General features: G+C 69.0%; 13 protein-coding genes, 1 pseudogene and 1 riboswitch. All 14 genes and pseudogenes read left to right on the top strand.

From position 1 onward, the window contains the following. Positions 1-59: 59 nt before the first annotated feature. Positions 60-1,154: pseudogene (locus tag VI08_RS11165) on the top strand (acyltransferase family protein); the annotation flags it as partial. Beyond that, positions 1,154-1,386: riboswitch (cobalamin riboswitch) on the top strand. Its footprint overlaps the pseudogene before it by 1 nt. Positions 1,387-1,508: 122 nt before the next feature. Continuing rightward, positions 1,509-3,389, top strand: a complete 1,881-nt coding sequence (btuB, locus tag VI08_RS11160) for a TonB-dependent vitamin B12 receptor (protein ID WP_045829667.1) — start codon at positions 1,509-1,511, stop codon at positions 3,387-3,389. 23 nt (positions 3,390-3,412) lie between these two features. Beyond that, complete coding sequence (locus tag VI08_RS11155) at positions 3,413-3,994, top strand: hypothetical protein (protein WP_045829666.1); 582 nt, start codon at positions 3,413-3,415, stop codon at positions 3,992-3,994. 23 nt (positions 3,995-4,017) lie between these two features. Continuing rightward, complete coding sequence (gene cobO / locus VI08_RS11150) at positions 4,018-4,620, top strand: cob(I)yrinic acid a,c-diamide adenosyltransferase (protein WP_157006653.1); 603 nt, start codon at positions 4,018-4,020, stop codon at positions 4,618-4,620. Continuing rightward, positions 4,617-5,906, top strand: coding sequence for a cobyrinate a,c-diamide synthase (locus VI08_RS11145; RefSeq protein WP_045829664.1), 1,290 nt, complete (start codon positions 4,617-4,619; stop codon positions 5,904-5,906). Before cobO ends, VI08_RS11145 begins: the two co-directional genes overlap by 4 nt. Continuing rightward, complete coding sequence (cbiB, locus tag VI08_RS11140) at positions 5,903-6,811, top strand: adenosylcobinamide-phosphate synthase CbiB (RefSeq protein WP_045829663.1); 909 nt, start codon at positions 5,903-5,905, stop codon at positions 6,809-6,811. The genes VI08_RS11145 and cbiB overlap by 4 nt, the downstream gene beginning before the upstream one ends. Beyond that, entirely contained in the window at positions 6,804-7,832 is a 1,029-nt protein-coding gene (gene cobD, locus VI08_RS11135) for a threonine-phosphate decarboxylase CobD (RefSeq protein WP_045829662.1), read from the top strand. The genes cbiB and cobD overlap by 8 nt, the downstream gene beginning before the upstream one ends. After that, on the top strand, positions 7,829-9,286 hold the full coding sequence (locus VI08_RS11130; protein ID WP_045829661.1) for a cobyric acid synthase: 1,458 nt from the start codon (positions 7,829-7,831) through the stop codon (positions 9,284-9,286). Before cobD ends, VI08_RS11130 begins: the two co-directional genes overlap by 4 nt. Further along, positions 9,283-9,804 (top strand): bifunctional adenosylcobinamide kinase/adenosylcobinamide-phosphate guanylyltransferase, encoded by a 522-nt coding sequence (gene cobU, locus VI08_RS11125; protein ID WP_045829660.1) that lies wholly within the window; start codon positions 9,283-9,285, stop codon positions 9,802-9,804. The genes VI08_RS11130 and cobU overlap by 4 nt, the downstream gene beginning before the upstream one ends. Then, positions 9,801-10,844, top strand: a complete 1,044-nt coding sequence (cobT, locus tag VI08_RS11120; protein ID WP_045829659.1) for a nicotinate-nucleotide--dimethylbenzimidazole phosphoribosyltransferase — start codon at positions 9,801-9,803, stop codon at positions 10,842-10,844. Before cobU ends, cobT begins: the two co-directional genes overlap by 4 nt. Further along, positions 10,841-11,392 (top strand): histidine phosphatase family protein, encoded by a 552-nt coding sequence (locus VI08_RS11115; RefSeq protein ID WP_045829658.1) that lies wholly within the window; start codon positions 10,841-10,843, stop codon positions 11,390-11,392. The genes cobT and VI08_RS11115 overlap by 4 nt, the downstream gene beginning before the upstream one ends. After that, positions 11,380-12,126 carry an adenosylcobinamide-GDP ribazoletransferase gene (locus VI08_RS11110; RefSeq protein WP_045829657.1) on the top strand — a complete coding sequence of 249 codons (747 nt, stop codon included), beginning with the start codon at positions 11,380-11,382 and terminating at the stop codon, positions 12,124-12,126. The genes VI08_RS11115 and VI08_RS11110 overlap by 13 nt, the downstream gene beginning before the upstream one ends. 175 nt (positions 12,127-12,301) lie before the next feature. Beyond that, on the top strand, positions 12,302-13,171 hold the full coding sequence (locus VI08_RS11105; protein ID WP_045829656.1) for a UDP-2,3-diacylglucosamine diphosphatase: 870 nt from the start codon (positions 12,302-12,304) through the stop codon (positions 13,169-13,171). 73 nt (positions 13,172-13,244) lie between these two features. After that, positions 13,245-14,168, top strand: coding sequence for a Grx4 family monothiol glutaredoxin (gene grxD, locus VI08_RS11100; protein ID WP_045829655.1), 924 nt, complete (start codon positions 13,245-13,247; stop codon positions 14,166-14,168). Positions 14,169-14,245 lie beyond the last annotated feature (77 nt).

Below are 14,245 nucleotides of genomic sequence, written 5' to 3'. Positions count from 1 at the left end.
TGGCCCGTAAGCCGCCGCGTGCGCCCCCCATCCTTCCCTAACCACCCAAGGACCCCCTGATGAGCCGACTGCCCGGACTGGACACCCTGCGCGCCATCGCCGTCCTGTGGGTGATGCTGTTCCACAGTTACCTTGTCGGCGGGCTGGGAGAAAACTTTGGCGTGCTGGAGCGGGCCGGCTGGATGGGCGTCGACCTGTTCTTCGTCCTTAGCGGCTTCCTCATCGGCTCGCAGGTGTTCACGGCCCTGCGCGACACGGGGCGGCTGGATGTGAAGGCGTTCTACGCACGGCGCGCCTTCCGCATCCTGCCCGCGTACGCGGTGGTGCTGGGGTTGTACCTGGCGTGGCCCTTGTGGCGTGAAACCCCACTCATGCAGCCCGCATGGCAGTTCGTGACCTTCACGTTCAACCTGCTGTTCGACGCGCCGCAGCGGTACGCCTTCTCGCATGCCTGGTCGCTTTGCGTGGAGGAGCACTTCTACCTCGTGTTCCCGCTGCTGGCGATGCTGCTGGCGGGGCGGCTGACGGCGGCGCGATTCATCGTGCTCTGCGCGGCCATGGTGGCGGGCGGCATCGCCCTGCGTGCGTGGCTGTGGCAGGCGCAGCTGGGCCCTTTGGTGGGTACCGACGCCCCCGCCGGCCCGCCGTACCTGCGCTATCTCTACTACCCCACGTACTCGCGGCTGGATGGCCTGCTCGCGGGCGTGGCCGTGGCGGCCTGCGCGGTGTTCCGCCCGGCCTGGCTGGCGGGGGCGCAGCGGCGTGGAGGCCTCGTGCTGCCCGCGTCGGCGTTGCTGCTCGGCGGGTGCGTCGTGTTCTTCGACGACGGCGGCCGCCTCGGCTTCTGGCAGAACGCCGTGGGCTACCCGCTGGTGGCGCTTGCCATGGCCGGGTTCGTCGGCGTGGGCGCAGGTGGCACGTGGCTGGCGCGGTGGCGCATGCCGGGGGCGGGCTGGCTGGCCCGCGCCTCGTACAGCCTGTATCTCAGCCACAAGGGCGCTTTCATGCTCACGGTGGCCGTGCTGGGCGGGCGGCTGGACGGCTATCCGGGTTGGCGGTTCCTCGCCTTCGCCGTGGTGGTGCTGGCGGTGGGTGCGGCCCTGCACTACGGGGTGGAGCGCCCCTGCCTGCGCTGGCGCGAGCGCCGTTCGGCTACACTACGCGGACCCAGGGTGATCCACGGCGCCAGCGCCGCGGATTGAAACGGGAATCCGGTGCCGCGCAGGCCTTTCGCCCGCGCCATTCCGGAGCTGCCCCCGCAACGGTAGGCGAGTTGACGGGGCTGGCCAATGCCACTGTGCCGCGTGCGGCATGGGAAGGCGCCAGCCCTTGCAGGTAACCCCTGCGCTCGCGAGCCCGGAGACCGGCCCACGGGTATCACCGGACAGGCGGAGGGCCTAAGGTCGCGGGTGGCCCGACTCCGTTCGCCGTCGCTTCGCTCCCTGTTCCCCGCACGTCCCTCGCAGCCCATGCCGCGCGGGTAGGCGCGGCCAGCAGGGAGTTACAACGTGTCGTTCCATCCGTCCCGCCTCGCGCTCGCCCTTGCGGCGGCCGCGCTCGTCCCCGTCGCCGCCCATGCGGACGCCGCCGATTCCACCGACCTCGACAAGGTCGTCGTCACCGCCAGCCGCACCGAGCAGACGCTCAACCAGGTGCTCTCGGCGTCCACCGTCATCGACCGCGCCGACATCGAGCGCCTGCAGCCGCGCTCGCTCAGCGACCTGCTGCGCGCCACGCCCGGTGTCTCCATCGCCAACAACGGCGGCCCGGGCAAGGCTACCTCCGTGTTCATGCGCGGCACCGAATCCGACCACGTGCTGGTGCTGGTCGATGGCGTGAAGATCGGCTCCGCCACCTCGGGCACCGCGGCGTTCCAGGATATCCCTGTCGACCAGATCGAGCGCATCGAGATCGTGCGCGGCCCGTATTCCAGCCTGTATGGCTCCGATGCGCTGGGCGGCGTCATCCAGATCTTCACCCGCCACCCGCAGGGCGCCTTCGTGCCCAGCTTCTCCGTGGGCGTGGGCAGCTGGTCGACCCTGCGCGGTTCGGCGGGCTTCGCCGGGCGTGGCGCGAACGGCTGGTACGCGGTGGAAGCCACCCACGACCAGACGCATGGCATCAATGCCTGCCGCGGCAAGCCCAGCCCGGGCGGCGGCGGTTGCTACACCTACGAGCCGGACGATGACGGCTACCGCAACAACGCGCTGTCGCTGAAGGGCGGCTGGCGCTTCGACGAACAGTGGGATGCCGATGCCAGCGCCACGCGCAGCGAAGGGCATAACTACTACGACGGCACCAGTAGCAACTCCGCGGAATCCGCGACGCAGACCGTGGGCGGCCGCCTGCGCTACCGCCCGGCGCAGGATGCGCTGGTGACCTTGAACGTGGGCCGCAGCCTCGATCTGTCCACCGACTACGAAAACGGCGTTTACGCCGATACCTTCAACACGCACCGCGACCTCGCGTCGCTGCAAGGCGACTTCGGCAAGATCGGCGGTGCCTACGGCCTGGCCACGGTCGGCTTCGACTGGCAGCGCGACCGCGTGGTGGGCAGCACCGATTACTTCGTCGACGCGCGCCGCAACCACGCCCTGTTCGCGCAGTGGCAGCAGGAGTTTGGCGACAGCTCGATCCAGGGCAGCCTGCGCCGCGACGAGAACAGCCAGTTCGGCGGCAAGACCACCGGCAGCCTGCAGTACGGTTACGCGCTGAGCGAACAGCTGCGCGTCACGGGCAGCTACGGCACCGCGTTCAAGGCACCGACGTTCAACGACCTCTACTACCCGGATTACGGCAACCCCGACCTGCAGCCGGAAACCTCGCGTAACTGGGAGCTCGGCTTGCGCGGCACGCCGGGCTGGGGCCACTGGAGCCTGAACGCGTTCCAGAACCGCATCGACCACCTCATCGTCTTCGATAGCAGCCTCACCGGCCCGCTGTTCCCGTTCGGCGGCGCCAACAACATCGACCGTTCGCGCATCCGTGGCGTGGAACTGGCCGCCGATACCACGCTAGGTGACTGGCGCCTGGGCGGCAACGCCACGTGGCTGTCGCCGGAAGACGATAGCGACGACAGCGCGCACGGCAACCTGCTGCCGCGCCGTTCGCGCCGCACCGCCAACGTTGACCTCGACCGCTCGTTCGGCGCCTTCAGCGTCGGCGCCAGCGTGTTCGCCTCGGGCTACCGCTACGACGACACCGCCAACCTGCATCGCCTCGGCGGCTACGCGCTGACCGACGTGCGCATGGCGTATGCGTTCGACCCGTCGTGGAACGTGGAGCTTTCCGCGAAGAACATCTTCGACCGCCACTACGAGACCGCCCGCTACTTCAACCAGCCTGGCCGCAACTGGATGCTCACGCTGCGCTACCAGCCGCGTTCCTGACCTGATACCCGGAGGACACCCCGATGAAGCCGCTCTCCCGCCCCGCGTTCGCCGCCGTGGCCGCGTTCTTCGCGATCTGCATGATCGCCACGCGCTTCCACCACTTCGGCGACATGCTGCACCTGCCCGACATGTCCATGGCCCTGTTTTTCCTCGGGGGCATCTACCTGCGCAGGCACCTGGCCTTCGTCGCCTTCGTGGTGCTGTCGGTGCTCATCGACTGGTACTCGGTGAGCTATGCGGGCGTGAGCGACTTCTGCATCACGGTGGCGTACTCGTTCATGCCGCTGGCGTACGCCGTGCTGTGGTACGGCGGCCGCCTGCTGGCGCCGCGCTTCGACGGGTCGCTGCGTTCGCACGGGCTGGTATTCCTTGGCCTGCTCGTGTGCGCCACGCTCAGCTACGCCGTATCCAACGGTGCGTTCTACTGGTTCGGTGGCCGCTACACGAACCCGAACATGGGTGAGTACCTCGCGCGCTTCATGCAGTGGGCGCCACTGTTCGTGCGTGCCGCGGCCATGTACGTGCTGGTGGCGCAGGTGGTGCATGCCGTCATCGCGCACTTCCTCCCGCGCCAGGGTGGCCGGCCGGCCGCGCACGCATGAGCGACACGCCCGCCTGGCGCGACATGGATGACGCGTCGCGCTACAAGGACAGGGCACAACGCAAGAAGGAACTGGTGGACCGGCGCATCGCGCGGGCCACCATCGATCGCGGCGTGCTGGTGGTGAACACCGGCAATGGCAAGGGCAAGAGCTCGTCGGGCTTCGGCATGCTGGCGCGTTCACTCGGCCACGGCTTCCGCTGTGGTGTCGTACAGTTCATCAAGGGCAGCTTCTCCACCGGGGAGGAGGCCTTCTTCCGCAGGTTCGAAGGCGATGGGCTGGATTACCACGTGATGGGCGAGGGCTTTACCTGGGAAACCCAGGACCGCGAACGCGATATCGCCGCCGCCATGGCGGCGTGGGGCGTGGCCGAGCGCATGCTGGGCGACCCCGCGTACGACTACGTGTTGCTCGATGAACTCAACATCGCGCTGGTGAAAGGGTACATCCCGCTCGACCGCGTCATCGCCGTGCTGCTGGCGCGGCCGGAACGCCAGCATGTGGCCATCACCGGCCGCGGCGCGCCCGACGACCTGGTGGCCATCGCCGATACGGTCACCGAGATGCGCGTGGTGAAGCACGCGTTCCAGGCGGGCATCAAGGCGCAGAAGGGCATCGAGCTGTGACCCGCCAGTGCCCCGCGCTGCTCGTCTCCGCGCCGGCCTCAGGGCAGGGCAAGACGAGCATCACGGCGGCGCTGGCGCGGGCGCATGCGCGCGTGGGGCGGCGCGTGCGGGTGTTCAAAACGGGGCCGGATTTCCTCGACCCGATGATCCTTGGCCGGGCCAGTGGCGCCCCCGTGTACCAGCTGGATGCATGGATGGGCGGCGAGGACGACGTCCGCGCGCGGCTCCATGAGGCCGCCGGTGATGCGGACCTGATCCTGGTCGAGGGCGTGATGGGGCTGTTCGATGGCTCGCCGTCGAGCGCCGACCTTGCGGCGCGCTTCGGGCTACCCGTGCTGGCCGTCATCGATGGCTCGGCCATGGCCCAGACCTTTGGTGCGCTGGCGCACGGGCTGGCGACGTACCGCGCCAATATCACCGTGCAGGGCGTGCTCGCCAACCGCGTGGGGAGCGATTACCACGCCACGTTGCTGCAGGCGAGCCTGCCGCCCGGGCTCGCGTGGCATGGCGCGCTGCCCCGCGATGCGGGCATGGCGTTGCCGGAGCGGCATCTGGGGCTGGTGTCGGCCGATGAGTTGCATGACCTCGATGCGCGGCTTGATGCGTTGGCGGATGCCTTGGCGTCGCGATCGCCGCTGGCGTTACCGGGCCCGGTAACCTTCATGCCGGTGCGGCGTGCATCGCCTGGCGTGTCGTTGCGCGGCGTGCGGATCGCCGTGGCGCGTGACGCGGCGTTCGCGTTTCTCTATCCCGCGAACCTCGACGTGCTGCGCGATGCAGGTGCGGAGCTTGTGTTTTTCTCGCCGCTGGCAGGCGATGCGTTGCCACCTTGCGATGCCGTTTGGTTGCCAGGTGGTTATCCGGAGCTGCACCTCGATGCGCTGGCGTCTCGCGACGATCTGCGCACGGCGCTGCATGCCCACGTGGCGGCGGGCAAGCCGCTGCTCGCCGAGTGCGGTGGCCTGCTTTACGCGCTGGACCGCCTTGCCGACCGCGACGGCCATGTCGCACCCATGGCCGGCCTGCTGCATGGCCACGCGGCGATGCAGCCGCGCATGGCCGCGCTGGGCATGCAGGGCGTGGCCTTGCCCGAGGGCGAGTTGCGTGGCCACTCGTTCCACTACGCACGGGCAACGATCGACGCCGAGCCGCTGGCGCTTGCGACGAACCCGAACGGCGGGCCGACCGCCGAGGCCGTGTATCGCCGGGGCCGCATGACGGCCAGCTTCGTGCACTTCTATTTCCCGTCGAACCCCGACGCGGCGGCGCGCCTGTTCCTGCCATGAGCATCGCGCTGGCCATGCTGCTTGCGGTGGCACTGGATGCGCTGGTGGGCGAGCCGAAGCGCTTCCATCCGCTGGTGGGCTATGGCCGGTATGCATCGATGATCGAGCGGCGGGTGCACCGGGACACGCGTGCGGCCGGCATCGTGGCGTGGAGCCTCGCTGTGGTGGCGCCGCTCATCGTCTTTACCGTCGTGCGCGCGCTGGTGCCCTCGTGGCTCGCGTTCGTGCTCGACGTACTCGTGCATTACACGGCCATCGGCCGCCGCAGCCTGGGCGAGCACGCGCGGCCCATCGCCGACGCGCTGGAACGCGGCGACCTTGCCGCCGCGCGCACATCGGTGGGCTGGATGGTGAGCCGTGACACCGAGGCGCTGGATGCCTCGCAGGTCGCCGGTGCGGCGACGGAATCGGTGCTTGAGAACGGCAACGACGCCGTGTTCGGCGCGTTGTTCTGGTTCGTGCTGCTGGGCGGGCCGGGCGCGTTGCTGTTCCGGCTGGCGAATACGCTGGATGCCATGTGGGGTTACCGCACGCCGCGCTTTCTCCGTTTTGGTGAAACCGCGGCGCGCATCGACGATGCGCTGGGCTTCTTCCCGGCGCGGCTCACGGCGCTCACGTATGCCGGGGTGGGGCGCTTCGATGGCGCCATGCGTTGCTGGCGCGAACAGGGCCTGCGCTGGAAAAGCCCGAACGCCGGGCCGGTGATGGCCGCGGGTGCCGGTGCGTTGAACGTCACGCTGGGCGGGCCTGCGCCCTACCACGGCCAATGGCAACACCGGCCCGGGCTGGGGGAGGGCGATGCACCCGATGCGTCGAGCATCCGTGCCGCGCTACGCCTCGTCGACCGTGGCGTCATCGCATGGGTAGCCGCCGTACTGGTGATCGCGGTGGCCGCGCATGCTTGAACACGGTGGCCGCCTCGCCCGCGCCGCGGCCGCGCATGGCATCCCGCGCGAGCAGTGGCTCGATCTTTCCACCGGTATCAGCCCGCACGCGTGGCCCGTGCCACCCGTGCCCGCCGACGCGTGGCACCGGCTGCCCGAGGACGAAGACGGCTTGCTCGATGCGGCGCGCGCCTACTACGGCTGCGAACAGCTTCTACCTGTCGCGGGCACGCAGGCCGCCATCCAGGCGTTGCCACGCCTGCGCCCCCGCTCGCGGGTGGGCGTGCTGGCGCCTGGCTACGCCGAGCACGCGCACGCATGGCGCGAGGCGGGCCATGACGTAGCGCTGCTGCCGATGGGCGAGCTGCTAGACCGCGCCGACGAGTTCGATGTGCTGGTCTTCATCTCCCCGAACAACCCGACAGGCGAAACTGTAGGAGCCCACTTCGTGGGCGACATCTTTTCGCGAAAGGCAACAGGGCCTGGTGCTCCTCGCGAAAAGATGTCGCGCGCAAGCGCGCTCCTACAGGGGAGGCAGCGCTGGGTGATTGTTGACGAGGCCTTTGGCGACACACGCCCCGAGACCTTCCTCCAGCCGCGCCATGGCCTCATCCTGCTCCGGTCCATCGGTAAGTTCTTCGGCCTGGCGGGGGCGCGGGCGGGGTTTGTCGCCGCGTGGCCCGCGCTGCTCGATGCCCTGCGCGAGCAGCTTGGCCCGTGGACGCTCACGGGGCCCACGCGCTTCGCCGTTACGCAGGCGCTGCGCGATACCCGCTGGCAGGAAGCCATGCGCGCCCGTTTGCGCGAAGAGAGCGAGCAGCTCGCGGACGTGCTGAGTGGCGCAGGCCTCCTTCCCCATGGCGGTACCGACTTGTTCCAATACACCCGGCACGCCGACGCGGCGCGCATCCACGAAGGCCTCGCCCAGCGCGGCATCCTCGTCCGGCTGTTCGCCGAGCCCGCCGCGCTGCGCTTCGGCCTCCCGCCCGACGACGCTGGCTTCGCGCGCCTGGCCGCCGCCCTGGCCGAGGTGATGCGATGACCGCCCGCGTGCTGATGGTGCAGGGCTGCACCTCCGATGCCGGCAAGAGCACGGTGGTGGCGGCGCTGTGCCGCTGGCTCGCCCGGCGAGGCGTGCGCGTCGCGCCGTTCAAGCCGCAGAACATGGCACTCAATGCGGCGGTGACGGTCGATGGCGGCGAGATCGGGCGCGCCCAGGCCGTGCAGGCGCAGGCCGCGGGCGTGGCGCCGCACACCGATTTCAACCCCGTGCTGCTCAAGCCCAACAGCGATACCGGGGCGCAAGTGATCGTGCACGGCCACCCCGTGGGCAACATGGACGCCGTGGGCTACCACGCCTACAAGCGCGTGGCCATGGACGCCGTGCTCGCCTCGCACGCGCGGCTTTCTGAGGCGTACGAAGCCATCGTCGTCGAAGGCGCCGGCAGCCCCGCCGAGGTGAACCTGCGCGACCGCGACATCGCGAACATGGGCTATGCCGAGGCCGTCGACTGCCCGGTGGTGCTCGTCGCCGACATCGACCGGGGTGGCGTGTTCGCGCACCTCGTCGGCACGCTGGCCGTGCTGTCGCCGAGCGAGCGCGAGCGCATCGTCGGGTTCGTCATCAATCGCTTCCGTGGTGACATCGCGTTGCTGCAGCCGGGCCTTGACTGGCTTGAGGAGGAAACTGGCAAGCCCGTCCTTGGCGTGCTGCCGTACATGCATGGCTTGGTGCTGGAAGCGGAAGATGCGCTACCTCGCACGCATGAGGCACGCGACGGTGCGAGGCTGCGCGTCGCGGTGCCCGCGTTCCCGCGCATCAGCAACCACAACGACTTCGATGCGCTACGCGCGCATCCCGACGTGGAATGCCTCTTTGTCGGCCCGGGCGACGCCTTCCCCGCATGCGACGTCATCGTCTTGCCCGGTTCCAAGGCCACGCGCGCCGACCTCGCCTGGCTGCGCGAGCGCGGCTGGGACAAGGCCATCCTCCGCCACGTGCGCTATGGCGGCCACGTGATCGGGATCTGCGGTGGCTTCCAGATGCTCGGCCGCGCCGTGCATGATCCCGATGGCATCGAAGGCGCGCCCGGCTCGACGGCCGGCCTCGGCCTGCTCGACATGGAAACGACGATGGGCCCGCGGAAGCAGTTGCGGCAGGTCGAGGGCACGCTCGCAGAAAGCGGCGCATCCGTGAGCGGTTACGAAATCCATTGCGGTGTATCCAGTGGCCCCGCGCTCGCGCGACCGATGTTATTAATCGGCAAACACGACGGCGCCATGTCCGATGACGGCCTTGTCATGGGAACCTACCTGCACGGCCTGTTCGACCATCCTGATGCGCTCGCGGCACTCCTTGCGCACATGGGCGTGAACAACGCCGCGCCGCTGGATATCCACGCGCTGCGCGATGCATCGATCGGCCGTATCGCGGATGCGATCGACCAACACCTGGATACCCACCGCCTGGCGGCATGGTTCGGACTGGACGGATGAAGACACTTATCCTCGGGGGCGCCCGTTCGGGCAAGAGCGCGCTGGCGGAAAAGCTGGCCATCGATAGCGGCAAGCCGGTGGTGTACGTCGCCACGGCCGAAGCGCTCGACGACGAGATGGCCGTGCGTATCGCGCACCATCGCGCGCGGCGTCCCTCCACATGGCTTTCCATCGAGGAGCCGCTGGCCCTCGGCACCACGCTACGCACGCATGTGGCCGCTGGGAATCTCGTGCTCGTCGACTGCCTCACGCTGTGGCTCTCCAACGCGTTGTGGATGAGAGAAGGCATCCACTTCGATGCCGAGCACGCCGACCTGCTCGCGGCGGCGGGTGAGCCCGGTGGCGACATCATCTTCGTCAGCAACGAGGTCGGCCTCGGCATCACGCCCCTGGGCGAAATCACGCGGCGCTTCGTCGACGAGGCCGGGCGCCTGCACCAATCCCTCGCCAGCGTGTGCGATCGCGTCGTGTTCGTCGCCGCCGGGCTCCCCCTCGTATTGAAAGGAACGTTGCCATGAAACGCTGGATGACCGTGCCCTGCCGCGTCCCCGACCACGCGGCGGCCGCCGCGGCCGCGGAACGGCAGGATACGCTGACCAAGCCACCGGGTTCGCTGGGGCGCCTCGAGGCGCTGGCGATCCAGCTGGCGTCACTGCAATCGCGCAAGCGGCCGCGGGTCGATCGCGTGCACATCGCCGTCTTCGCGGGCGACCACGGCGTGGCGGCCGAAGGCATCTCGGCGTTCCCGCAGGCGGTTACGGGCGAAATGCTGCGCAACTTCGCCCGCGGCGGCGCGGCCATCTCGGTGCTGGCACGCGAACTGGGCGCCACGCTTGAGGTGGTGAACCTCGGCACGGTGAACGATCCCGGTGATATCCCCGGCGTGCGCCGCGACATCATCGCGTCATCCACGGGGAATCTGCGCCACGTACCCGCGATGACGGACGATGAACTGGATGCGGCGCTCGATGCCGGCGTGCGCAGCGTCGCGCGCGCCATGGCCGATGGCGCCGAGCTTTATATCGGCGGCGACATGGGCATCGGCAATACCACCGCGGCCAGTGCGCTCGCATGCGCGCTGCTGGGCGAGAAGCCCGAGACGCTGGCGGGCCCGGGCACGGGCCTGGACAAGCAGGGCGTGGCCCGCAAGGCCGTCGTCATCGCCGATGCGCTGCGTGTCCATGCGGCGGCCGATACCCCGCGCGACAAACTGCGCCACTACGGTGGGTTCGAGATCGCCGCGCTGGCGGGCGCCTTCGTCAACGCCGCGCAGTGCGGGCTGCCCATCCTCGTTGACGGCTTCATCGCCACCACCGCGGCACTGGCCGCCGTCGCGCTGCGGCCGGATGCCCGCCCCTGGATGATCTTCGCCCACCGCTCGCACGAGCGGGGCCACGGGCGCGTCCTGGACGCGCTGCAGGCCACGCCGCTGCTCGACCTGCACATGCGCCTGGGCGAGGCCAGCGGCGCCGCCGTGGCCGTGCCCCTGCTGCGCATGGCGTGTACGCTGCACGGGTCGATGGCGACCTTCGCCGAAGCCGGGGTTTCCGAAGCGTGAGCATCCACCTCCTGCGCCATGGCGATACCGGCCAGGCCGGTTTTCGCGGGCAGCTCGACGACCCGCTCAGCGCGCTGGGCTGGTCGCAGCTGCGCGCGGCCGTGGAAGGGCAGGGGTTGGACCGCATCGTCACGTCGCCGCTCGCGCGCTGCGCGCGGTTCGCGGAGGAGCTGGCCGCGGCGCGCGGCGTGCCGTTACGCATCGATGCGCGCCTCGCCGAATATCACTTTGGTGAGTGGCAGGGCGTTCCCGTCGCGACGTTGGCGGAAGAACAGGGCGAGGCGCTCGGGCGGTTCTGGGCCGACCCTGTCACCAACCCGCCGCCCGGGGCCGAGACGATCCCCGCATTCCATGCGCGCCTTGCGGCGGCAATGGACACAATCACCGCCGAGGCGCCCGATGCACGCGTGCTCGTGGTGACCCACGGCGGTGCCATCCGTCTGCTGCGCTGCGTGGCAGAGGGCCGTCCGCTTGCGGACATGGCCAGCATCGACGTTCCGCATGCCTCGCTACATGCCATCCCATGGAAAACGGCATGCGCGGCCTAGTCATCGCCTTCGGCTTCCTCACCCGCATCCCCATGCCGGCGGTGCAGTGGGATGTCCGCGCGCAGGCCGCGTCGCTGAAGTGGTACCCCTTCGTCGGCTTCGTGCTCGGCCTCATCTTCGTGCTCGCGGCCTGGTGCCTGCGCCACCTCGACCCGCTGCCCGCGGCCGCGGTGATGCTGCTGGTGTGGGTCGCCATTACCGGCGCCCTCCACCTCGACGGCCTCGCCGACAGCGCCGACGCCTGGATCGGCGGCATGGGCAACCGCGACCGCACGCTCACCATCATGAAAGACCCCCGCTGCGGCCCCGCCGGCGTCATCTCCCTGATCCTGCTGTCCCTGCTGAAGTTCTCGGCACTAACCGCTTTTGTAGGAGCGCACTCTGTGCGCGATTGGTTCTACGGCAGCCTTGCCTGGCAACTCATCCTCCCACCCCTACTAGCAAGAACCGCACTAGTCGCCCTGTTCCTCACCACCCCCTACGTCCGCGAAAACGGCCTCGGCGCCCCACTACGCGGCGCACCGGCCTTAGGCTGCCGCATCGCCCTGGTCATCGCGATCATCGCAACGTGCGCTTTCATGCTCACCGGCCTGAAGGCCCTGGTGGCCGCACTCATCGTCGGCGTCCTATGGCGTCGCGCCACGATGAAACGCATTGGCGGCTTCACTGGCGACACGGCAGGGGCGATGGTGGAGATGATCGAAGCCGCGACTCTATTTGCCTTGCTTCTCTAAACACCTGTGGGAGCGCGCTCGCGCGCGATGTACTTGCCGTAACCCCATCGCGCGCAAGCGCGCTCCCACATGAAACGCGGCTGCCCGCCGCAACCATCCTGAAACACGAGCGCCATCCACTGGTTACAGCGTGCCCACACACTGGCGACCCGGGACCACCCCGGAAACCGCCGCCATGGCCAAGCTGACCTGCCGCAGCGCCTTCATCTCGGACGTGCACCTCGGCACGCCCGATTGCAAGGCTGCCTACCTCCTCGACTTCCTGCAGAGCGTCAACTGCGAACGCCTCTACCTGGTGGGCGACATCGTCGACCTCGAGGCCCTGGCCAAGCGCCACTGGTGGCATCCCGACCACAGCGCTGTCATCGCCGAACTCATCGCCATGGCCGCGCGCGGCGTGGAGGTGATCTACATACCCGGTAACCACGATTACCAGATGCGCGGCCTGGCGGGCTCGACCATCGCCGGTATCCGCGTGGAACTGGATGCCCTGCACGAAGGTGCCGACGGCCGCCGCTACCGGGTGAGCCACGGCGACGAGTTCGACCCGGAGCACATCGGCAAGCGCTGGCTGACCCTGCTGGGTGATGCGATGCACCGCGTCATCTGCTGGGCGAACCGCCGCGTGCATTCGGTGCGCCGCCGGATGGAGCTGCCGTACATGCCGCTCTCCATCATCATCAAATCGCACGTGGGCCTGGCCATGGAGTACATCCGTGGCTACGAGCAACGGGTGGCCACCGATGCCGCCGAGCGGGGCGTGGATGGGCACATCTGCGGCCACATCCACTTCGGCCACGTGCGGCCGATCAACGGCATCCTGTATCTGAACGACGGCGACTGGGTGGAGCACTGCACCGCCCTGGTCGAGGACTTCACCGGCGCCATGGAACTGGTCCACTGGACGGAACGCTACACGCCGCTCGGTCGCGCCAGCCGTGAGACGGTACTGCCCTCGCCGGAGGCCGTCCTGAGCTTCGCCCCGCTGGCCGATTGCCGCAACGACCTCTCCACCCTCACGGCGGAACCCTCGCTGGTGGGTTGATTTCACAATGAAAGCGCCCATGTGCGGGGGATGCCGGTAAAATGGCCCCTTTCCCCTAGCGGTGATCCCCTCCATGGCACTTGATACCCCCACCCGCGAGCGCATCGAAGCCCTCCTCGCCCAGCACGAGGTCGTGCTGTTCATGAAGGGCACGCGCCAGCAGCCGATGTGCGGCTTTTCCGCCGCCGCCACCAACACGCTGAACGACGTGGTCGACGCCTACCACACGGTCAACGTGCTGGAAGACCCGGAAATCCGCGAGGGCATCAAGGAATACGGCCAGTGGCCCACCATCCCGCAGCTCTACGTGAAGGGTGAGCTGATCGGTGGCTCGGACATCATCCGCCAGCTCTACACCAGCGGTGAGCTCTACACGCTGTTCGGCAACGCCCCGCCGGACCGCACGCCGCCGGAGATCACCATCACCGACAAGGCCGCCGAAGCCATCCGCGGCGGCATGGCCAATGCCCAGGGCATGGCCCTGCACCTGGAGATCGGCCCGGACCACTCGGCCGGCTTCCAGCTGGCCCCGGCCGGCAGCCACGACATCGTCACCGTCGCCAACGGCATCGAAGTGCATTTCGACCCGGGCAGCGCCCAGCGCGCCAAGGGCGTGGTGATCGACTGGGTCACCACCGTGCAGGGCGAAGGCCTCAGCCTGAAGTTCCCGGGCGCGGTCGAGATCGGCTCGCTCACCGTGCACCAGTTGAAGGACCGCCTCGCCGCGGGCGACATTCTCCTCGTCGACGTCCGCCCGGCCCACGGCCGCGCCATGGTCGCCCCGCTGGCCGGCGCGCGCATCCTCGAGGACGAGGGCTACGAGGCCCTGGCCTCGCTGCCGAAGGACACGGCCATCGCCTTCATCTGCCACCACGGCATCTCCAGCCGCGCGGCTGCCGAGCGCTTCGCGGCCCATGGGTTCACCCACCTGTTCAACGTGGAAGGTGGCATGGATGCCTGGGCGCGTGAGGTGGATCCTTCGGTGGGGCGTTACTGATCAATGTGGAAGCGCGCTTGCGCGCGATGGGGCTTGCTGCAAGCCTATCGCGCGCAAGCGCGCTCCCACAGAAGTGT

It is taken from the genome of Luteibacter yeojuensis (assembly GCF_000964085.1).
GTDB classification, from domain to species: Bacteria; Pseudomonadota; Gammaproteobacteria; order Xanthomonadales; family Rhodanobacteraceae; genus Luteibacter; species Luteibacter yeojuensis_A.
The sequence above is the reverse complement of the archived record's forward strand: the minus strand, read 5'-3'. Positions and strand labels throughout refer to the sequence as shown.